Origin of the sequence: Endozoicomonas sp. G2_2, from assembly GCF_017744135.1 — a bacterium.
Taxonomy (GTDB): Bacteria; Pseudomonadota; Gammaproteobacteria; order Nevskiales; family Salinisphaeraceae; genus Salinisphaera.
Genome location: NZ_JAGHQU010000005.1, coordinates 111,815 through 132,957, shown reverse-complemented (window position 1 = coordinate 132,957; position 21,143 = coordinate 111,815). Strand labels below are relative to the sequence as shown.

19 protein-coding genes are annotated in these 21,143 nt (G+C 65.1%); 9 read left to right on the top strand and 10 right to left on the bottom strand.

All coding sequences use genetic code 11. The features are described from left to right. The first annotated feature begins 1 nt into the window (after position 1). Complete coding sequence (locus J7355_RS07765; protein WP_209061426.1) at positions 2 to 295, top strand: hypothetical protein; 294 nt, start codon at positions 2 to 4, stop codon at positions 293 to 295. Here the strand turns inward: J7355_RS07765 and J7355_RS07760 are convergent. Beyond that, a complete protein-coding gene (locus J7355_RS07760; RefSeq protein WP_209061424.1) occupies positions 292 to 1,545 on the bottom strand; it encodes a GGDEF domain-containing protein in 1,254 nt (417 codons plus the stop codon). The genes J7355_RS07765 and J7355_RS07760 overlap by 4 nt on opposite strands. A 189-nt stretch (positions 1,546 to 1,734) precedes the next feature. Here J7355_RS07760 and J7355_RS07755 point away from each other — a divergent pair, with 189 nt between their 5' ends. Next, positions 1,735 to 2,493: an SDR family oxidoreductase gene (locus tag J7355_RS07755; protein ID WP_209061422.1), complete on the top strand. Its 759-nt coding sequence runs from the start codon at positions 1,735 to 1,737 to the stop codon at positions 2,491 to 2,493. 44 nt (positions 2,494 to 2,537) lie between these two features. Beyond that, positions 2,538 to 3,629 (top strand): PA0069 family radical SAM protein, encoded by a 1,092-nt coding sequence (locus J7355_RS07750; RefSeq protein WP_209061420.1) that lies wholly within the window; start codon positions 2,538 to 2,540, stop codon positions 3,627 to 3,629. Here J7355_RS07750 and J7355_RS07745 read toward each other — a convergent pair. Further along, complete coding sequence (locus J7355_RS07745; protein WP_209061418.1) at positions 3,626 to 4,585, bottom strand: alpha/beta hydrolase; 960 nt, start codon at positions 4,583 to 4,585, stop codon at positions 3,626 to 3,628. The genes J7355_RS07750 and J7355_RS07745 overlap by 4 nt on opposite strands. 71 nt (positions 4,586 to 4,656) lie before the next feature. On the opposite strand from J7355_RS07745, the gene J7355_RS07740 reads away from it, so the two are divergent. Beyond that, on the top strand, positions 4,657 to 5,046 hold the full coding sequence (locus J7355_RS07740; RefSeq protein ID WP_209061416.1) for a DnaJ family domain-containing protein: 390 nt from the start codon (positions 4,657 to 4,659) through the stop codon (positions 5,044 to 5,046). Then, positions 5,043 to 5,558, top strand: a complete 516-nt coding sequence (locus J7355_RS07735; RefSeq protein ID WP_209061414.1) for a GNAT family N-acetyltransferase — start codon at positions 5,043 to 5,045, stop codon at positions 5,556 to 5,558. Before J7355_RS07740 ends, J7355_RS07735 begins: the two co-directional genes overlap by 4 nt. On the opposite strand, the gene J7355_RS07730 is transcribed toward J7355_RS07735, so the two are convergent. The 3 genes from J7355_RS07730 to J7355_RS07720 all read right to left on the bottom strand — a co-directional run bounded on the left by J7355_RS07730 (position 5,555) and on the right by J7355_RS07720 (position 10,070). After that, positions 5,555 to 6,643 carry an SH3 domain-containing protein gene (locus tag J7355_RS07730; RefSeq protein WP_209061413.1) on the bottom strand — a complete coding sequence of 363 codons (1,089 nt, stop codon included), beginning with the start codon at positions 6,641 to 6,643 and terminating at the stop codon, positions 5,555 to 5,557. The two genes, J7355_RS07735 and J7355_RS07730, sit on opposite strands and share 4 nt — an antisense overlap. A 37-nt stretch (positions 6,644 to 6,680) precedes the next feature. Then, entirely contained in the window at positions 6,681 to 8,072 is a 1,392-nt protein-coding gene (locus tag J7355_RS07725; RefSeq protein ID WP_209061411.1) for an SH3 domain-containing protein, read from the bottom strand. Between the two features lie 96 nt (positions 8,073 to 8,168). Beyond that, the gene (locus tag J7355_RS07720) at positions 8,169 to 10,070 is read right to left on the bottom strand and encodes a propionyl-CoA synthetase (protein ID WP_209061409.1); all 1,902 of its coding nucleotides are present in this window, start codon (positions 10,068 to 10,070) and stop codon (positions 8,169 to 8,171) included. A 172-nt stretch (positions 10,071 to 10,242) separates the two neighbouring features. Between J7355_RS07720 and J7355_RS07715 the strand changes: the two genes are divergently transcribed. The 4 genes from J7355_RS07715 to J7355_RS07700 are packed head-to-tail and all read left to right on the top strand — an operon-like array spanning position 10,243 to position 15,693. Continuing rightward, a complete protein-coding gene (locus J7355_RS07715) occupies positions 10,243 to 12,423 on the top strand; it encodes an ABC transporter substrate-binding protein (RefSeq protein WP_209061407.1) in 2,181 nt (726 codons plus the stop codon). Between the two features lie 3 nt (positions 12,424 to 12,426). Further along, positions 12,427 to 13,401, top strand: coding sequence for an ABC transporter permease (locus J7355_RS07710; protein WP_209061405.1), 975 nt, complete (start codon positions 12,427 to 12,429; stop codon positions 13,399 to 13,401). An 18-nt stretch (positions 13,402 to 13,419) separates the two neighbouring features. Continuing rightward, positions 13,420 to 14,214 carry a DUF3800 domain-containing protein gene (locus J7355_RS07705; RefSeq protein ID WP_209061403.1) on the top strand — a complete coding sequence of 265 codons (795 nt, stop codon included), beginning with the start codon at positions 13,420 to 13,422 and terminating at the stop codon, positions 14,212 to 14,214. Between the two features lie 24 nt (positions 14,215 to 14,238). Then, entirely contained in the window at positions 14,239 to 15,693 is a 1,455-nt protein-coding gene (locus tag J7355_RS07700) for an ABC transporter permease (protein ID WP_209061402.1), read from the top strand. Between the two features lie 3 nt (positions 15,694 to 15,696). On the opposite strand, the gene J7355_RS07695 is transcribed toward J7355_RS07700, so the two are convergent. The 5 genes from J7355_RS07695 to J7355_RS07675 all read right to left on the bottom strand — a co-directional run bounded on the left by J7355_RS07695 (position 15,697) and on the right by J7355_RS07675 (position 20,963). Then, on the bottom strand, positions 15,697 to 16,575 hold the full coding sequence (locus tag J7355_RS07695) for a sulfite exporter TauE/SafE family protein (RefSeq protein WP_209061399.1): 879 nt from the start codon (positions 16,573 to 16,575) through the stop codon (positions 15,697 to 15,699). Between the two features lie 176 nt (positions 16,576 to 16,751). Further along, on the bottom strand, positions 16,752 to 18,236 hold the full coding sequence (locus J7355_RS07690; protein WP_209061398.1) for an NAD(P)/FAD-dependent oxidoreductase: 1,485 nt from the start codon (positions 18,234 to 18,236) through the stop codon (positions 16,752 to 16,754). After that, positions 18,220 to 19,149 carry an SDR family NAD(P)-dependent oxidoreductase gene (locus J7355_RS07685; protein WP_209061396.1) on the bottom strand — a complete coding sequence of 310 codons (930 nt, stop codon included), beginning with the start codon at positions 19,147 to 19,149 and terminating at the stop codon, positions 18,220 to 18,222. Before J7355_RS07685 ends, J7355_RS07690 begins: the two co-directional genes overlap by 17 nt. Before the next feature lie 4 nt (positions 19,150 to 19,153). After that, positions 19,154 to 19,987 (bottom strand): SDR family NAD(P)-dependent oxidoreductase, encoded by an 834-nt coding sequence (locus J7355_RS07680; protein WP_209061395.1) that lies wholly within the window; start codon positions 19,985 to 19,987, stop codon positions 19,154 to 19,156. 43 nt (positions 19,988 to 20,030) lie between these two features. Continuing rightward, positions 20,031 to 20,963 carry a metal-dependent hydrolase gene (locus tag J7355_RS07675; protein WP_209061394.1) on the bottom strand — a complete coding sequence of 311 codons (933 nt, stop codon included), beginning with the start codon at positions 20,961 to 20,963 and terminating at the stop codon, positions 20,031 to 20,033. Positions 20,964 to 21,143: the final 180 nt, after the last annotated feature.

Below are 21,143 nucleotides of genomic sequence, written 5' to 3'. Positions count from 1 at the left end.
CATGGAAATCGACAACTTCTTCCACTGGATCGGCGAGCAGCTCGGCGCCGCGATCCGCTTCATCGTCGACAGCCTCGGCTGGCTTTTCGACAATCTCTACGGCGCGATCGACAGTTTCATCCGCGGGCTGACCGGCGCGCTGGGCATCAATGCGTCGATATTCTCGCTGCTGATCCTGCTCATCGGCATCGCCATGCTCTATGCCGCGGCCAAGGCGCTGATGCGCCGCTCGGTCGTGCCGACCCTGTTATGGACGGTGCTCGGCGTGATCGTGCTGAGCTGGCTGATCCACTAGCGCGTACCCGAATGCGTCTTGCGCGGCCACGCAAGGGGCAGGGTTTCGTCGTTCTCATCGGCCACGCCGCTGCGATAACGGGTGTAGACCACCCGATTGCGGCCTTCGCTCTTGGCGGCATACAGCGCGCGGTCGGCCTCGCGCAGCACCGATTCGATCGGCGCATCCGTGCGATCGGCATCCACATGGCATAGCCCCACGCTCACCGTCACCCAGGGCGCGGCCGGTGATTCGGCATGCGCGATACGCTCGCGCTCGACCACCTCGCGCACGGACTCGGCCAGCGCACGCGATTGCTCGGCGCCGCAATCCATCCACAGCAGCACGAATTCCTCACCGCCGTAGCGACCGCAGGCATCGAGCGGCCGACGCGCATGATCGGACAACGCGTCGGCGACCTGCTGCAGCGCGGCGTCGCCATATTGGTGACCATAATGATCGTTGTAGGCGCCGAAGGCGTCGATATCGATCATCGCGACGGCATAACCCTTGCGCTCGCGCAGGGCATGGGCGTGAGCACTGGCGAGCGCGCTTTCCAGCGCGTGACGGTTGAGCAGCCCGGTCAGCCGGTCCAGCCGCGATAGATAGCGCAGCAGCGTCGCATTAAGCCAAGTCCAGCGGATGGTGTATTCGGACGAATAGCCTGCGAGCAGGGCGACGATGAACAGGACCCCGGTGGCAAACATGTCGTAGTAGCCCGAGTCGCCGAGGTGGACAAGGCTCAGCTCGACCAGGACGGTGACCACGGCAATGGCCAGAAGCAACGGCAACTGGACCCAGAAACGCACCCGCGACAGGCAGAACATGGCAACCGCGGTCGCGCCGATCAGTTCCAGCGGCAGGTCGAAGCCCTGCTGGGAATCCACCACACGCTGGCCCAGCAGACCGGCGACCATGACCGCAAACAGAAGAAGTATGCCGACCTCCATCGACCGGGACGCAGGATAGCGCAGGCACAACAGCGTGCAGATCAGGGCCATCGGCATCATCACGGTGAACTGGATCAGTCGCGTGGTGCCGACCAGTTCGAAAGGCAGGCCCAGCCAGCTCGAGTCGATGAGCGCGGATGACAGCACGCCGGCAACGGCCAGAAAGATCAGGCTGGCCCGGCTCAGGCGGCTGGACTGACGCAGATAGCCGTGAAACTCACGCTCAAGCGCGGGCATGAACCGCAGCCCGACAAAGCCGCGATCAATCTGGCGCTGAATGAGACGCGTCGGCGCCTCCTGTGCCGTATCGGCAGGCTGCATCGACACAGCCAGGTTCAGGCTATATAGGTCAGTGGAAGACGATTTCATTAATTCCCCGCGATGCGAGTATCCCACGCATCGTCGGCTTGCACTAAAAATAGTTGCGCCATACCTAGTATCTGCCATTCCAGCCCGGCGCGACACCGCGACCATCGGCTGACGATGCGCAGACACAACGATTGGAGATATATGCCGACCCGACACTACTTCATACAGGGTGGCGGCCGCGGGCTGGGCCTGGCGTTCGTCGAACGGCTGCTGGCTGACGACGAACGGGCCCGCGTCATCACCAGCGTGCGCGACCCCGAGCAGGCCTCGACACTGGCGCGTCTCGCGCAGGAACATGGCGACGAACGGCTACAGGTCGTGGCGCTCGATCTCGCCGACGAAGACAGCATCGCCGCGGCCCGGTCACGCATCGGCGCGCTCACCGCGCGGCTCGATCTGATGATCACCTGCGGCGGCCTGCTCCACGACGATCAGGGCATGTGGCCCGAGAAGAAACTGGCCGATGTCGAGCCGGCACACCTCGCCCGCGCCTTTGCCGTGAACGCAAGCGGCCCGCTGCTGATGATCAAGCATTTTCACGACCTGCTGTGCCACGGCGAGCGCGCCGTGATCGCCAGCCTGTCGGCGCGCGTGGGCTCGATATCGGACAACGGGCTCGGCGGCTGGTATGCCTACCGTGCCAGCAAGGCCGCACAGAACCAGTTCACGCGCACGGCCTCGATCGAGCTGCGCCGGCGCTCGAAACAGCTGATCTGCGTGGGCCTGCACCCCGGCACGGTCGATACCGGGCTGTCCGAACCCTTCCAGCGCAACGTGCCGGACAAGCAGCTGCAATCGCGCGACACCGCCGCGCGCCACCTGCTCGACGTGCTGTCGACACTGACGCCAGAGGACAGCGGCCAGATCTTCGACTGGGCGGGCAAGACCATCACCCCCTGACCGCGCATCTTGCGCTCAAAACTGTTCGTTTATACAGTTTCCGGATGCGCCATATCCCAACCCATCACAAGAGCCGCGGCGCGCTCAGTAATCGTGCGTCGCGTTTTTCGGCGGCCCATGCCGTGGACTTCGATGACGGCTGGGGCGGCGCGGACGATGCAGAAGACACGCCGGTGCGTCCGGCCACACAGCTGCACGCCGACCCGGCGCGGCGCGTCATCAGCCGCAACAACTCGCCGGACGTGCCCTTCAACGCCTCGATCAACCCCTACAAGGGCTGCAGCCACGGCTGTATCTACTGTTTCGCGCGGCCGACGCATGAGTACCTGGATCATTCGGCCGGCCTCGATTTCGAAACCGAGATCTACTACAAGCCCGATGCCGCGGCGCGCTTCGAGGCCGAACTACGCGCGCCCGGCTACCGCTGCGAACCCATCACGCTCGGCGCGAATACCGACCCCTACCAGCCGGACGAGCGCCAGCTCGGCGTCACCCGTGATCTGCTCGCCGTGGCCGATCGCTCCAACCAGCCGCTGTCGATCATCACCAAGGGGGCGCTGATCACGCGCGACATCGACCGCCTGGCGGCGATGGCCGAGCGCGGTCTGGTCAGCGTGATGGTGAGCATGACCAGCCTCGATGCCGGCATCAAACGCACGCTCGAGCCGCGCGCGGCCGGGCCGCAGCAACGTCTGCGCGCGATCACGGCGCTGGCCGACGCTGGCGTGCCGGTCGGCGTGCTGGTCGCGCCGGTCATCCCGGCGATCACCGACCACGAGCTGGAGTCGCTGGTGGAAAAATCCGCCGCTGCCGGGGCGGCCACTGCGGGCTATGTGTTGTTGCGCCTGCCGCACAGCATCAGCGGCCTGTTCCGCGAATGGCTGGATACCCACTACCCGCAGCGCGCGGATCATGTCATGAGCCTGATCCAGCAGATGCACGGCGGACGCGACTACGATTCCCGCTGGGGCACGCGCATGCGCGGCAGCGGCGTTCATGCACAGTTGCTCGCACGGCGCTTCGAACTGGCCTGCAAGCGCGCCGGTATCGGTGCACGCCGACGCTTGCCGCTGGACAGCAGCCGGTTTCGCTGTCCGCCGGCCACCGGCGACCAGCAGAGCCTGGATTTCGGCTAGATATACGGCTCGCCGGCCGGGCGCGCCGGATCGCCGTGGGCCAACGCCGAGATCAAAGCCACGAATCGCGGCAGCAGGCGCGGCGGCAGGTCGTGGCCCATGCCGTCGATCTCCTCGTATTGCGCGTTCGGCAGGCTGCGGGCGGTGTCGCGACCATGCGCGACCGGCAGCAGCGGATCGGCCTTGCCATGAATCACCAGCGCCGGATGGGTGATCTCGCCGAGCATGGCCACGCGCGAGGGCGCGGCCATCACCGCGAGCATCTGGCGCTGGGTACCCGCGGGGTAATAGCTGCGCTTGACGTTGCGCCGGATCTCGCTGGTCCAGTCTTCGAGGCTACGGCCGTATTCCGGGCTGCCGATCATGCGCATGGTGCGCGCCATGTGGCGGGCCACGATATCCGGGTCATTGCGTTTCGGCGCCTTGCCGAGTCGCATCAGCACCTTCATGCGCCCGCGCGGCAGGCCCCGCGCCCCCGAGGTGGACATGATCGAGGTCAGCGTGGCGACGCGTTCGGGATACTGGGCGGTCACGAGCTGGGCGATCATGCCACCCATGGACGCACCGACCAGATGCGCCCTGTCGATACCGAGGCCATCCATCAGACCGATGGTGTCGGCGACCATATCGTCCAGCGTGTACGCGGTGCGGATACGCCGGCCCAGCAGCGACTTGACGAAGGCCTTGCGGGCGCCGTCATAGCGCGCGCCGCGGTCGAACTTGGTCGACAGGCCGATATCGCGATTGTCGAAGCGCAGCACGCGCAGACCCGTATCCGCGAGCGCGCGACAGAAGGCATCGGGCCAGCCGGTGAGCTGCGTGCCCAACCCCATGATGAGGATGAGCGCCGGGTGATCATCGCGCCCGAACTGCTCGTAGGCCAGCTCAAGGCCGTTGGCCTCGACACGATCGGCAACATCCGCGCCGTCCAGGTCGGGGGCCAGAAACTCGTTCATGCAGGTTCCTCGATATCGCAGATTGCCGCGAGCGGCTGCAAGCCGTCGGCAAAAAACGTTATTTTAAGCGCATGAGCCTACTCGAAAGACTGGCCGACGCGCATATCGACGCCGCCGCCGAACGCGGCGAGTTCGACAACCTGCCCGGCGCCGGCAAACCGCTCGATCTGGACGACGATCGCGACGTGCCGCCCGAACTCCGGGCCGGCTATCGACTGCTCAAGAACGCGGGCTTCGTACCGCCCGAGCTCGAGGCACGGCGCGAGATCCGCGATATCGAGGATCTGCTACGCATGACGCGCCGGGAAAGCGCCGAATCGCAACGCCTGTCGCGCCGGCTGCGCTGGCTTGAAACCCGGCTGCGCGAGACACGCCGCGGGCGCGCTCTGCTCGCCGACCACGCCTACGGCCCAGCCATCCGCGACCGGCTGGCTCACAGCCGCAACGGCGACACGCCATGAGCGCCTGCACCCTGCAACCGGCCACGCGCACCGAGGATCACGAACGCCTGGCCGCACTGGCGCGGCGTATCTGGCACGAACACTATCCGGGCATCATCACCGTCGGCCAGATCGAGTACATGCTCGCCCACGGCTACGATCTCGACACCCTCGCCGCCGAGCAGGCTGCCGGCACGCGCTTCGTGCTGGCCTGCCGCGAGCAAAACGCGCTGGCCTTCGCCGCGGTTTCTCCCGATGCCCAAGACGGCGACACGGCCTGGCTCGACAAGCTCTACGTGCTCGATACCGCCCGCGGCCAGGGTATCGCCCGCCGGCTTATCGAATGGGCGCTCGAAACCGCGGCGGACCTGAACGCCACGACGCTGCGACTACGCGTCAATCGCACCAACGACAGCGCGGTCGCCGTTTACCGGCGCTTCGGTTTCGAGGTGGAAAAGACCCACGTGAAACCCATCGGCAACGGCTTCGTGATGGACGACTACATCATGCAGCGGCCGGTCGAGCCCCACTAGCCGCCGCCACTGCCCGCTCCGGCACGCCGCCTGGTCTTGCCGGCACGGGCCTCCGCGGCTTCGTCCCAGGCCAGCACGAAGGCCGAAACCCAGCCCTCCTGGCCGCTATCCAGGCTGCGCACCCGGCGCCAGCCGCCATCCCGCGAGAGCTGGACCACGGCGGTGCCGTACTTGAGACGCTCGCGCACCGGCGCATCGCGCGCCGGTTCGGCACGCAGGTCGGCCGAGGCGCTGGCAATGGTGAAACGGGTGCGCTTGCGCGTCGGCGGGGCAGTCTGTTCCGGCGTATCGGAAGTCGGCGCGACGCGATCGCGCAGGTCGTCATCCGCGACGAGCGCGGGTGTTTGCGCGCCGCTCGGCGCCGTTTCGGCGCGTGCCGCCTCGGGCTCGCCGCCCGCCAGCAGGCGATCGGCAATCCAGCCGATCGTGTCGCGCTCGACGAACCAGAGCCGCGACCAGCCGGCGCGGGCATCCAGCCGCAGCCCGACATCGTTGGCGCCCACCTGGTCGACCACACGTGACTGGCGCGACGGCCCGGCACGCACGTTGACCCGGCTGGCGTCGACACGCGCGCTGGACAGCCCTTCGGCCAACTGGTCGAGATTACGCTTCGCCTGCGCGCTGCGCCCCGCGGCCCGGCCCAGCCAGCGAATGGCGCGGGCCTGGTCCGGCGGCATGCCGTCGCCGTTGAGATACATCAGCCCGAGGTTGTTCTGGGCCGCGGCCAGGCCGGCGCGCGCGGCTTTTTCATACCACTGCCGCGCGGCGCGAATATCGCGCGGGACTCCGTCGCCGGCCTGCAGCATCAGCGCCAGGTTGTACTGCGCCTGGGTATTGCCCTGCTCGGCGGCCGCCTGGAACCAGCGCCGCGCCTCGGGGGGCGATTGCGCCACGCCGAGGCCGTTGGCGTACAGCAGCGCCAGGTTGAATTGCGCGTTCGACTGGCCGGATTCGGCCAGCGGCTGCCAGGCGTTTCGCGCGGCGGCGTAGTCGCCACGCTGATAGGCGGCCACGCCGTCGTTGAAATCGCCCCATGCGGGCACGGCGAGCTGCAGCACAAAGCCCGCAAGCGCCGCGGCCGCCATGCGGCGCGCCCCGGTTGTCCATCGACCCGCGATGATGTCAGCCGCCGCTTTCGCCGACCGGATCGTCGGAGCGGGCGTTCTCGGCGGTGGTCATCGGAGGCGGTGTTTCGCCGGCAATCAGAAACGCCGCGACCCAGCCGTGGCGCGATGTGCCGGGCACCGTCACTTCGCGCCAGCCGCGGTGCGAGTCGATGATGCGCACCGACTCGCCGCGGGTGAGCTGGCCGAGTACGCGCGCGCCCATGCTCGGGCCACCGCGCAGATTCACGTCACGCGCGCCGATGCGGGCGGCGCGGCCCGGCAGGTGCTCGCCGGGCGGCGGCTGGTAATCGCCAAGCAGGAACGCGGCGACCCAACCGCTACCGGCCTGACCGGGCAGCAGAATCCGCCGCCAACCACTGCGGCGCCCGACCACCTGCACGATATCGTCGTGGCCCAGCTGCAGCAGTACCGCGGCGTTCGTGGACGGCGCGGCTCGCACGTTCAGCCGCTCGGTGGCCACCCGCACGGCACGCCCGCGTGTCTCGCCCACGTCGAAGGCGTCGAAGCCCGCGAGCCAGCCCGAGTTGCGCAACAGGCGCCCGGAGGCCGGCGGGGCATCGCCGCCGGCGGTGGTCGTGGCGACCGTGGGCGGCGCCGGACGGCGGGCCCAACGTGCCTTCAGATCGGTGAGCGGGCCATATTCGAATCGGTCGAGGCGTACGGCCGCGGCATCGGCGGCCGGCAGGCCATTCAACAGCCGTGCGGCGATCCAGCCAATGGCGCGCGTCGCGCCCTCGGCGTTCATCTGCCATATCTCGCGCCAGTCGCCCTGGCGGGCGAACACGCGCAGGCGCTCGCCGCGCCGCGCGTTGCCGACGATCTCCGCATCGCGCGCCGGTTTCGCACGGATATTGGCCGCTCGCACGGCGACTTCCACCTCGGGCAATGCGGCGATCAGGCGTGCCCGATCCATTGGCCGCGCCCGGTCCAGCCACGCCACCGCCTTCGCCGGCTCGCGGCGCAGCCCGTCGCCGGCCAGCGTCATGAGCGCGAGGTTGTAGGCCGCCGACGGCAAGCCTTGGCGGGCGGCCTCCGTGTACCAGAACCCGGCCTGGGCCGAGTCGCGGGGAATGCCGTTGCCGGTATCGCGCATCACCGCGAGATTGTACTGGGCGCCCGGATGCCCGCGTTCGGCCGCCATGGTGTACCAGTGCTGGGCGCGCAGCGCGTCCCGGTCCGTGCCCCAGCCGTTGGCATGCAGCAGGCCCAGACCATATTGCGCGCGCGGGTCGTTGGCCTCGGCGAGCGGCGCCCAGATCGTGTGCGCGGCCGCATAGTCGCGGCGCTCGAAGGCCCGCGCGCCCTCGGCATAGTCGGCGGCCGCCACGGCCGGCAGACACGAGATCATCACGACCGCCACAAGGGCGATCCGCCACCCGAGACGCAAGCCCGGCCCCCTCGAATCCAAATCCATCACGCCGCTACGGTAGCGCAACTGCGGCGGCCGGACACCTGTTTCTGTCGATTGGGAAAAGCGCGCGTTTCAGTCCGCGCGCTTGTTTGCGTAACCGATGTGACTCAGCTGCTCTTCTATTTCGGTGAGAATCGCCGGGTCGTCGATGGTCGCCGGCGTTGCCCATTCCTTGCCGTCGGCGATCTGGCGCAGCGTGGCCCTGACCACTTTGCCGGAACGCGTCTTGGGCAGGCGATCGACGATCGCGGCATGCTTGAAGGCCGCGACCGGGCCGATCTGTTCGCGCACGTTGGCGATCAGTTCGGCGACGATCTCGTCCGCGGCGCGGCTCGCGCTCGACTTGAGCACCACCATCGCCACCGGCAGCTGGCCCTTGTCGGCATCCGCTGCGCCCACCACTGCGGCCTCGGCCACGTCCGGGTGGGCGGCGATGACTTCCTCGATCATGCCGGTGGACAGGCGATGGCCGGCGACGTTGATGATGTCGTCGACCCGGCTCATCACCCACAGATTGCCGTCGGTATCGAAATACCCGGCGTCGCCCGAGCGGTAGTAGCCAGGAAACTGCTCCAGATACGAGGACTTGTAGCGCTCGTCGTTCTGCCAGAGGGTGGGAAAGCAGCCGGGCGGCAACGGCAGCTTCACGCAGATATCGCCCATTTCGCCGTTGGGTACTTCTGCGCCGTCGGGCGCGAGCACGTGGGTGTCGTAGCCGGGAATAGGCCGGCCCGCAGAGCCGAGCGGCACGTCGAGCCTTTCGATGCCGAGCGGGTTGGCGCTCATCGGCCAGGCGGTCTCGGTCTGCCACCAGTGATCGACCACCGGCACGCCGAGCTTTTCGCCGGCCCAGATCGCGGTGTCCGGGTCGGTATGTTCACCGGCCAGAAACAGCGCGCGCAGACTCGACACGTCGTACTGCTTCGCCAGTTCGCCGTTCGGATCCACTTTCTTGACCGCGCGAAAGGCCGTGGGTGCGGTGAAGAACACGTCCACCTTGTGCTCGGCGATCACGCGGAAGAACGCGCCCGCATCCGGCGTGCCCACCGGCTTGCCTTCGTACATCACCGAGGTGCAGCCGAGCAGCAGCGGCGCATAGACGATATAGGAATGGCCGACCACCCAGCCCACGTCTGAGGCGGTCCAGAACACGTCGTCCTTCGACAGCCCATAGACCGCGCGCATGGAGTAGTGCATGGCCACGGCATGGCCGCCGTTGTCGCGTACCACGCCTTTCGGCTTGCCGGTGGTGCCGGAGGTATACAGGATATAGAGCGGATCGGTCGCGGCTACCGGCACGCAGTCCGCCGGCTGGGCGTCGGCCAGGGCGTCCAGCCAGTCGACGTCGCGGCCGGGCGTGAGTTCGCAGCGCTGGGTATCGCGCTGGAAGATCACGCAGCGCTCGACCTTGTGCTCGGCCAGTTCCAGGCCGCGATCGAGCAGCGGCTTGTATTCCACCACCCGGCTCGGCTCGATACCGCAGGAGGCAGACAGCACCAGCTTCGGCGTGGCGTCGTCGATGCGCTTGGCCAGCTCCGCGCCGGCGAAGCCGCCGAACACCACGGAATGCACGGCGCCGATGCGCGCACAGGCAAGCATGGCGATGAGGCTTTCCGGAATCATCGGCATGTAGATGATCACGCGATCACCCTTCTCCACGCCCTGGTTGCGGATCACGCCCGCGAACTTCGCCACCGCATCGCGCAGCTCGCCGTACGTATAACGCTGCTGGGAATCGGTGACGGCGCTGTCGTGGATGAGCGCGGTGACATCGCCCCGGCCTTCGTCCACGTGACGGTCGAGACAATTGTCGGCGGTGTTGAGCTCGCCGTCCGGGTACCAGCGATAGAACGGCGCGCGGCTGTCGTCGAGAATCTGCTGCGGCTCGCGGTGCCAGCGAATCGCGCCCGCGGCCTCGCGCCAGAATCCCTGTGGATCGTCCAACGCCTGCTGGAATTCGCCCTGATAGGACATGTTGCTCCTCACCGTTTCGATCTTGTTATCCGGCCCAATGTGCCAGCGTCGCTTGCGCGCGCTCCATACGACCAAGGTGGCGAGTGCGCCGCACCACAGCAACGAAACGACTTGGGGCCTGTTTCCCGATCGTCTACATTGGCGGCATGCAGCTGCCGCGACGCTTGATCGGATGCAACGCCTGAACGGCCTTCGGCTGGCCGTGTGTCTGCTGTTCGTGCTGGCGACCGCCGCCTGTGACGGGCCGTGGAACAACCCCTACCCGGACGCCGAAAGCGAAAACGCGATCTATTACAGCTCGTTTCGCGAGTCGCCCCGGCATCTGGACCCGGCCCGCTCCTACGCCACGGACGAAGCCAGCTTCACCGGCGCGATCTACGAGCCGCCGCTGCAGTATCACTATCTGAAGCGCCCCTACACGCTGATTCCCGCCACCGCGACCGACGTGCCCGAGCCGCAATACCTGGACGCCGAGGGCGAGCCATTGCCCGCGGACACGCCGCCGGAAGATGTCGCCACCAGCGTCTATACCATCGAACTCGAGCCGGGCATTCGCTATCAGCCGCATCCGGCGTTCGCGAAAGACGATGCCGGCAAGCCGCGCTATCGCGACCTCACCGAAGCCGACATGGCCGGCATCACCTCGCCGGCGGATTTCGAGCATCAGGGCACGCGCGAGCTGCACGCGCGCGATTACGTGCACGAAATCAAGCGCCTGGCGAGCCCGGAGGTGAACTCGCCGATCTTCGGGCTGATGAGTGCGCATATCGCGGGCCTGGGCGATCTGCGCGAGCGCCTCGAAGCCGCGCGCAAGCAGCTGGCGCCGGGCGAATCGCTCGATCTCACCGCCTTCGATTTCGAGGGCGCGACAGTCGTCGACGAACACACCTATGAAATTCGTGTCGACGGCGTGTATCCGCAGCTGCGCTATTGGCTGGCGCTGGCCTTCTTTGCCCCGGTGGCGCCCGAGGTCACGCGCTTCTACGACCAGCCGGCACTCAAGGCCAAGAACATCACGCTGGATACGTTCCCGGTGGGTACCGGCGCGTACATGCTCACCGAAAACAACCCGAACCGGCGCATGGTGATGACGGCCAACCCCAACTTCCACGGCCAGCGTTATCCCAGCGAGGGCGAACCCGGCGACCGCGAAGCCGGCCTGCTCGCCGATGCCGGCAAGCCGCTGCCTTTCATCCAGCGCGCGGTCTATTCACGCGAGAAGGAGTCGATCCCGTACTGGAACAAGTTCCTGCAGGGCTATTACGACACCTCGGGCATCAGCGACGATGCCTTCGGCCAGGCGATTCGTATCGACGCCGAAGGCAACCCGCATCTGACCCAGACCATGACCGAACGCGGCATGGACCTGGCAACCACTGTGCTGCCCGGCATCTATTACCTCGGCTTCAACATGAACGACGATGTGGTCGGCGGTCGCGACGCCTCGGGCCGCAAGCTGCGCCAGGCGATTTCCATTGCCGTCGATCTGGAAAGCTATATCCCGCTGTTCCTGAACGGCCGCGGCATCGTCGCGCAGGGCCCGATCCCGCCGGGGCTGTTCGGCTATGAGGACGGCCGGGCCGGCATGAACCCGGTGGTCTATGACTGGGTGGATGGCGAACCTCAGCGCAAGTCGATCGAGGCCGCGCGCAAGCTCCTCGCCGAAGCCGGCTACCCCAACGGCATCGATCCGGACACGGGCCAATCGCTGCTGGTGAATATCGACACGCCTGCCACCGGCCCCGAGTTCAAGACGCAGATGGACTGGATGCGCCAGCAGTTCGACCAGCTCGGCATTCAGCTTGTCGTGCGTGCCAGCACCTGGCCGCGGTTTCAGCAGAAAATCGCCGAAGGCAACACGCAGATCTATTTCGGCAGCGGCTGGATGGCCGACTACCCGGACCCGGAGAATTTCCTCTCCCAGCTCTACGGGCCGAACGGCACCGCCGAACATTCCGGTTCGAACTACGCCAACTACGACAACCCGGAATACGATGCGCTGTTCCGCCAGATGCGCAATATGGAGAACGGCCCCGAGCGCCAGGCCGTGATCGACGAAATGCTCGCCATGGTGCGCTGCGACGCGCCCTGGTACTGGGGCTTCTTCCCGCGCCAGTATTCGCTGTATCACCAGTGGCTGCACAACACCAAGCCCAACGGCATGCTCCAGAGTTCGCTCAAGTACCTGCGCCTCGACGCCGACCTTCGCGCCGCGAAACGCCGCGAATGGAACGACCCCGTGATCTGGCCGGTGGGCCTCGGCCTGCTGTTGCTCGCCCTCGCCCTTGCGCCGGGGCTATGGATCTATCGCCGGCGCGAGCGCGGCGCCGTGCGTCGAACGGATAGAGGCTAGGCGATGCTGGCCTACATCATCCGCCGCGCGCTCTACGCCATTCCGGTGCTTATCGGCGTGAACCTGATCACGTTTCTGCTGTTCTTCGTGGTCAACACGCCGGACGACATCGCCCGCATGCAGCTCGGCTTCAAGCGCGTCACCCCGGAGGCGATCGAAACCTGGAAAGCCACCCACGGCTACGACCTGCCCTATCTCTATAACGAACAGGCCGACGGGCTGGATAGCGTTACTCAGACGCTGTTCTTCCAGAAATCGGTGAAGGTGATCGCCTTCGACTTCGGCCAGTCCGACGCGGGCCGTTCGATCTCGTCCGACATTCTCGAACGCATGGGCCCGAGCCTGGCGCTGGCCGTGCCTACGCTCATCGTCGGCATGCTGGTGAACATCACCTTCGGGCTGCTGCTGGTGTTCTTTCGCTCCACCGCGATCGACTGGGGCGGCGTCGTGCTCTGCGTGCTGCTGATGTCGATCTCGCCGCTGTTCTACATCATTGCCGGCCAGTACGTCGCCGGTAAGCTCATGAATCTAGTGCCCATTTCCGGCTTTGATGCCGGCTGGGACATGGCGAAGTTTTTGATCCTGCCGGTGATCATCGGCGTGGTCGGCGGCATCGGCTCCGGCACCCGCTGGTATCGCACGATTTTCATGGAGGAATACGGCAAGGACTATGTCCGCACCGCCCGCGCCAAGGGCCTGAGCGATCTGCGCATCCTGTTCGTGCACGTGCTCAAGAACGGCATGATCCCGATCCTCACCGGCGTGGTCGTGCTTCTGCCGCTGCTGTTCATGGGCAGCCTGATCATGGAGTCCTTCTTCGGCATCCCGGGGCTGGGCAGCTACACCATCGAAGCCATCAACCAGCAGGACTTCGCCATCGTGCGGGCGATGGTATTTCTCGGCTCCGTACTCTATATCGTCGGCCTGCTGCTGACCGATATCAGCTATACGCTGTTTGATCCGCGGATACGGTTATAAATACCTAGCGTAAATCGAATGCATTTATTCTATTGCGACGAATCGAACCTAGAATCGCGCCCCGGAGATTTTTTCGTCTACGGTGGCCTTGTAATTCGAGGCGGCGCCGCATCAGCACTATCCAAACGGATCGAAGCAATTCGCAGAGGGGCCGGAATTGATAAGAGTTTCCAGCTCAAGTTCAATCCTGGCCCAGATCACCTTAGCCATCAAAATTTTATTGATCTGAAACAATCCGTATTAGAAGCCGCAGCCGGATGCGGGGCAACATTAATCACGTCCTTTATATCTCACGATATCGCAAGGAACCCTAACGAAGCACGGCGAAACGAAATTAATCGAGTCTGCTACAACTTCGACCAACTGTTAGAACGTGAAAATGAGTGTGGCCTAGTCCTACTAGACAGATTCGATGACCGACAAATTGACTCCCATTTGAGAGAGAAGTTTTCGATAGGCGTAACTGGGCTGCCTCACGCGCGTGAGCTGCGACTGAACAACATCTTAGGCTTTCATTACTCCGCGATGGGACAAGCTCACTTCGCAAGCGTAGTGGATATAGTTATTGGCTCCGTTAGGTTTGCTCTCAACGTCCATTGCCGAGGGAATACAAAGCTTAGCGACAGTGCACAAAACCTTCTCTCACTTATCGCGCCGCTCTACGAAAGAGACCAGAGCGGCGAAATCGCCGAGACGTCGCTGTTCTTTAGTCCGAAATCAATCCGCGTTCCAAGGTACCGCCAGCAATACGCCTCTCTTAAGAAGTTCCTTGGCGAATCAGGGATAAACGCGCACCAATCGATCACTGCATAGCTTGCTGGGTAGACCTAGACAATCATGTACGTCCTCCTCTACACCGACGCGCTGATCTACCTGCTGCTTATTGCGATCGCCGTGTTCGTGGTGGTCGCGTCGCGCAGCAAGCCGTTGGCCGTACCGTGGCTGCGGGTGTTCGCGCGGCCGGTGGGGATGATCACGCTGGTGATCCTGCTGGCGTATACGGCGGTGGGCGTGCTCGACAGCATCCACTACCGGCCGACGGTAACCAACGATGCGGGCGAGACGCGCGTATCCGGCGAGGTGGTCAGCGTGCTGGATGCGATCGCCGCGCCGTTGATCGAGGACACCGAATACACCTACTCCGCACCGTTCGCGTTGCGCTCCTATGTGCAGCAGGTGGTGACCGCGGCCGACGGCAGCAAGGCGCAGGTCTATCCGCGGCTCGCGCATGCGGGGACGTCGCTCGACGAGAGCGGGCTGACCCGCGGCGAGGATATCGCCCGGCGGGCGGCCAAGGGCGCGGCGTGGGGCCTCGTGGCATGGCTGGCGCTGTGTGTACCGCTGATCGGGCTGATCGCCGCGCACTGTCGAACTTCGCCACGAAACGTCGTCCGCGACATCGCCCGTGACGCGACGCCGCTGGCCTGGCGGGCCGCGCTTGTGACTGCGGGCGTGCTGGCGGTCATCGTCGGCGTGACGGCGTCGCTGGCCGCGGAATACCACGTGCTCGGCACCGACAAGGTCGGCCAGGACGTGCTCTATCAAGCCGTAAAGAGTATCCGCACGGGGCTGGCGATCGGCACGCTGACCACGCTAGTGATGCTGCCCTTCGCCCTGCTGCTCGGCACGCTGGCCGGCTATTTCCGCGGCTGGGTGGATGACGTCATCCAGTATCTCTACACCACGCTTAGCTCGATCCCCGGCGTACTGCTCATCGCGGCCGCAGTGCTGATGATGCAGGTTTATATGGAAAACCACGCCGAGGCGTTCGGCTCGACCACGGCGCGGGCCGATCTACGGCTGCTGTTCCTGTGCCTGACTCTCGGCATCACCAGCTGGACGGGGCTGTGCCGACTGCTGCGTGCCGAGGTGCGCAAGCTCTCGGAGCTAGACTACGTGAGCGCGGCGCGCGGTCTGGGCACGTCGCCGATGCGCATCCTCGGCAAGCATATGCTGCCGAACGTGATGCATATCGTGCTCATCCAGGTGGTGCTGGATTTTTCTGCGCTGGTGCTCGCCGAGGCCGTGCTCAGCTATATCGGCGTCGGCGTGGACCCGACCATGGACAGCTGGGGCAACATGATCAACGCCGCGCGCTTGGAAATGGCGCGCGATCCGATCGTGTGGTGGCGCCTGGGCGGCGCGTTCGTGTTCATGCTGGTGCTGGTACTCGCCGCCAACCTGTTCGCGGACGTGGTACGGGACGCCTTCGATCCGCGCCTGCGCGGCGACGAGGGCGGGCGTGCGCTCAAGCGCAAGGCGCCCGCGAAGCCCGCCGGCGGCGCGCGCTAAGAATCAGCCTGCGGCCGCGGTCACTGTCGCCGTGCGACGGTGCTGGCGCACGACGAAAACCACAAGCGCGACCCACAGCACGAGCCCTCCCAGCAGCAGCGAGCTCACGATCGCGGGATCGACGCTCAATGATCCGAGCACGGTACGCGCGTTGGTGAGAATGATCGCGCCGCCCACAATCGCCGCCAGCACCCGGGCCGGCAAATAGCGTACGAGCGCCGCCGCAATCGGTGCCGCGACCAGCCCGCTGGCCGCGAAGATCGCCACCCAGGACCAGTTGATGCCGTGCAGGCCCAACACCAGCAGAAAACCGGCCGAACCCGCCAGCGTGACGGCGAACTCGCTGGCATCCACGGTGCCGACGACACGGCGCGGCGACATCGCGGTATGCGCCATCAACGTGGGCGTGGCGATCGGCCCCCAACCGCCGCCACCGACGCTGTCGAAAAAGCCGGCCACGATCGATAGCGGCACGGTCTTCCAATGCGACAAGAGCTTCTTTTCACGCTTATTGCGTAAGCCGAACAGCACGGACGCGGTCACGTATACGCCGAGTAACAGCAAAAATGCCGATACGAATGGCTTGATCAGATCACCCGAAATGGAGCCTAGAAACAGCGCCCCCACAAACGCGCCGATGGCACCCGGCAGCACCATGCGCTTGAGCAGGGCGACGTCCACGTTGCCGAAACGATAATGGGCGGTACCGGAGGCGGCCGTGGTCGCGATCTCCGCGAAATGAATCGATGCCGAGGCGACAGCGGGGCTGATGCCGAGCGCGATCAGCATGGTCGAGGACGTCAGGCCGTAGCCCATGCCGAGCGAGCCGTCGACCAGTTGGGCGATGAACCCGGCGATACCGAAGAGCAGAAGTTTTTGCATGGGGTCGTGCCAGAGCGAGACGGTTAACGCACTTTAAGCACGACGATTATTTTATAAAAAGAATATTATTTTTATTTTATATGCCTAAAAAGCATTTAAAGCGTTTCGTCGAAAACACGCTACCCGTCGATCGCCCGAAACCGACGTCGCCCAGCGAAACATGCGTCGATACCACATCAGCCGGCTTTCATGAACGCATAGTCGTCGAGCGGAAAATGCCGGCTTTTCCACTGGATTTCCGGGGTGGTCGCGGCCCGGAAAGGCACATCACCATGGCGGGTAAAGTAATAGCTGTTGGCGTTCGCGCAAGCGCCCTGGCGGAAGACCTGCCGATGGCCGCGGGCGTGCATGTCGGCAATGAAGGCTTCCTGGGCCGCCTCGGTCACTTCAACGCGCGAGGCCTCGCGCTCGCGCGCGGCCTCGAGCACGCGCACGATATGCGCTGCGCTGGCTTCAATCAGCGTAAAGAACGACGCGCCATTGTAGCCGTACGGCCCGAAGGTGGTGAAATAATTCGGGAAGCCGGCCGTAGACACGCCCTGATAGGCGTGGTGACGGTAGGTGTCCCAGTGATCACCCAGATCCGCGCCGCCACGCCCGGCGACCGGGTAGCTGGGCATGGCGTCCTTGTCCGTCACCTTGAACCCGGTCGCCAGGATTAGCACGTCCAGCGTGTGCTCGTTGCCGGCCTCGGTGCGAATGCCGTCGGCGGTAACCCGGGCGATGGAATCCGTCTCCAACGTCACGTTCTCGCGATTGAACGTCTTCAGATAGCCATTGTGAAAACTCGGCCGCTTGCAGCCCAAGGTGTAGTCCGGCGTGAGTTTCGCGCGTGTCTCGGGGTCACGCACCTGACTGGCGAGCCAGGCACGGGCCGCTTTTTCGACCTGGCCGACGCCGGGGATACGGGCGTAATAGTGCGCGATGCCGGGAAAGGTGAACTCCACGAACGCTTGGCTGACCAGCCGCGCCGCCGATTTCGCGCCGGGCACGGCCGAAAGCGCGGCGCGCGCAGCCCGCGGCAAGGCCAGGTCCGGCTTGGGCAGACACCAGATCGGCGTGCGCTGGAACACGGTGAGATGCGCGACCTCGGGCGCGATTTCGGGAATCACCTGAACAGCGGAAGCGCCGGTCCCGATGATACCCACACGCTGGCCGGCCAGGTCGATATCGTGATCCCAGCGGCTGGTGTGCATGATCTGGCCGGCGAAATCGTCGATACCGTCGATCGCCGGCCGGCTGGGCTGGCTGAGGGGACCGCCGGCGTGAATCATCCAGCGGGCGGATAGGTCGCCGCGGCTGGTTTCGATGGCCCAGCGATCGCTCGGCTCGTCGAACTCGGCCCGCGTTACCCGTGTGCTGTATTGAATATGTCGTGCCAGGTCGTATTTGGCCACACAGCGCTCGGCGTAATGCTTGAGCTCGCGCCCGGGCGCATAGGTCCGTGTCCAGTTCGACGCCTGTTCGAAGGAGAACTGATAGCTGAACGACGGAATATCGACGGCCACACCTGGGTAGGTGTTCCAGTGCCAGACCCCGCCGGGGCCGTCGGCATCGTCAATGAGCAGAATGTCGTCGAAACCGGCCTCGCGCAGCTTGATAGCCGTACCGATACCGGAAAAACCGGCGCCGACAATCACGATGTCATGATGAGTGTTCATTGAGACGTTCTCCTCCCTGGGCCGGTGCATCGTTGGCGGCAGGCGCGCCACGCGGTTCATCTGCGCGCGGTTTCTCGCCGGCCACCTGTCGCAGCAGGCCGTGGATTTGGGTGTGGCCGTCCAGCCAGCGATCGAGCAGCGGATCGAGCACGCCGCGCAGGGCGAACACGGCCCGCCAACGGGCAGGCACGACGATTCGGGGGGCGCGCCGCTGGAGGCCGGCGACGATCGCCTCGGCCACCGTCTCGGGCGCGACTCGCGCGCGCAGCAGCCGGGGCAGCGCGGTGGCGTTCAGACGCGTGGCCAGCGCGTTGCCGCCAAAGGCGATCTCGGCGATCGGCGTCGCCGTCCAGCCGGGATAGATCACCCCAGCACTCGCGCCGGTGCCGGCCAACTCCGTGCGCAAGGTGCGTCCGAGCGTCGCCACCGCGGCCTTGGACGCGGCATACGGGGCATTGGCCATGCCGTTGAGCAGGGCATAGATCGACGACGTGATCAGAATCTGGCCGCGATTGCGCGTGACCTCGGGCAACGCCGCGCGCACGGTGCGCCAGACGCCGAATAGATCGACATCGACGATACGCTCGAACTCGGCCTCGTCGCAGCTGGAGAGGGTGGCCGGACCATCGCGCCAGGCGATGCCGGCATTGGCTATCACCACATCGACACGTGTAAATCGAGTGACAGCCCGCGCAACCAGCGCCCGTGTGGCCGGGGCGTCGGTCACGTCCAGGGGCGCGGCCAGCACCCGCTCGGCGTCGAACTCGCCCGCGAGTCGCTCGACGGCATCGGCGTTATGGTCAGCCAGCACGAGATACGCGCCGCGATCGTACAGTGCGCGCGCCGTGGCGGCCCCGATACCGCCGGACGCGCCGGTTATCAACACCACCTTGTCGTTCAGGTCGTAACGCACGCCGCTAGCTCACGAAACGGTAGGAAAAACCCAGAAAGCGCGCGTAGAGCGACGGCGAGGCGCGCTTGAACCACCAGAACAGCTTCGCGTCCACCTGCGGCGTGGTATAGAGATACCCCTTGTCCAGGCGATCCAGCGTGAGCTTGGCCACCTTGTCGCTGGTGGTCAGCGCATAGTTCATTAGCGCGGTATCGGCGAGCTTGGCGTAGCGCCCGGGGATCCGGCCCGACTTGATGATATTCGTGGGTACCAGCGTCGGGCAGAGCACGTTGACGCGGATATTGTGTTTGCGAAGCTCGGCGGACAGCGTTTCCGACAGCGCGCCCACGCCTGCTTTGGTGACGTTATAAACGCTCATCTCCGGTGCCGCGGTGTAGGACGCGGCGGAGGCCACGTTGACGATGGCTCCGAAGCCCTGCTGCTTGAACTTTGGCACGAAGTAATGACAGCCGTGGATCGCGCCCCAGAGATTGATGCCCATGCACCATTTCCAGTCGTCCAGCGACATGTCGTCGATCTTGCCGCCCAGGCCCACGCCGGCGTTGTTCACCAGCAGTGTGACCGGCTGACCGAGCAGCTTCTCGGCCTGCGAAGCCAGCCGGCGCACCTGGGCCGCCTTGGAGACATCACACTCGAAGGCTACGCCGGTCCCGCCTGCTTCGCTGACGAACGCAACGGTTTCCTCGGCCGCGGCGAGGTCGATATCCGCACAGAGCACAGCTCCACCCCGTCTAGCGAGCGTGAGCGCGAAACTGCGGCCGATACCGCTGCCCGCGCCGGTCACGACCGCGCAGGCGTTATGGCTGGGGCGCGGACGCGCCTTGAATAATCCGATCATGAAGTCATCCGTCGGCGGTTCAGGGATAAGCGGCGGCGGTGGCTCAGGCCGTTCTCAGCTTCGGATAGAACTCCTTGGTGAGATACTTCGTGAGCAGCCCGTTGTCCGGGTCCAGCAGCTTCTTCTCGTAGTAGTCGAGGTGCTCGCTGACGTCGTGATCGTTGGGGTGAAAGCCCGGCCGCAGATAATCGAGGATATGGGCGACCGTGCTGCCATAGACGCCTTCCCGCGGGCCGTAGAGCAGCACGGCACCGCGAGCCAGGCCCTTCCAGTAGGAACGGCTGAACAGCTTGCGCGGCTCGCGAAACGGCGGAATCATCGCGCCGCCGAGCGCCACCAGAAACAGGATCGTGACCGTGGCAACGGCAAATCCACTCTGGCGCAGCGCGTAGTTGCCGGACAGCTCCTGGAAGACGTCGTAGGCGATATCCTTGTGCTCGGATTCCTCGAGCATGTGCCACATCCATAGCGCACGCTGTTTTTCATCGTGGCTGGCGTAGAAGACTTCCTCGTGCTTCATCATGAACTCGGCGAGCACCGCGGTGTAATGCTCGATGCCGGCCATCATGGACAGCTGCATGGGATGCGGCAGCCGGTTGAAGCCATAGGTGAACACCTTGTCGGCGAGCCAGCGATAGAGATTCAGCGGGTAGTGATATTCGACCAGGGTGTCGTTGAACTGATCGTGAACCTTGGAGTGCACGGCTTCCTGGCCGATCAGCGCGGTCACGCGACGCTTGAGCTCGGGATCGCTGAGGAACTGGCGATGATGACGGGCCGTGTCGATGACCAGATCCTCGCCGAAGGTCAGGAAGATCGACAGTGCATGAAAGTAAGCCGAAGCCAACTCACTGTCGCGATAGAAAACGGTGTCGACATCCTTGCCATCGAATTCGAAGTCGAGATGACGAACCGGCATCTCTTTCTTCTGCTGCGCTGTTTGGTCCTGGGCCGACGAGTCCATCACAGCTGCCATGTTCACTCCTGAGGCGACACACGCCTTATTTACATCAATCAATGGCAACCTATCACTAAAAAATGTAACTGTCGAAACGAGTAGTCCCCTACCTTGGTGCGGCGCCATCGCCAGGGCGGCCGACAAACGCGCCGATACCCGGCATGAGCTACGGTTTCGTTTTGGCCGCGCCGATGATCT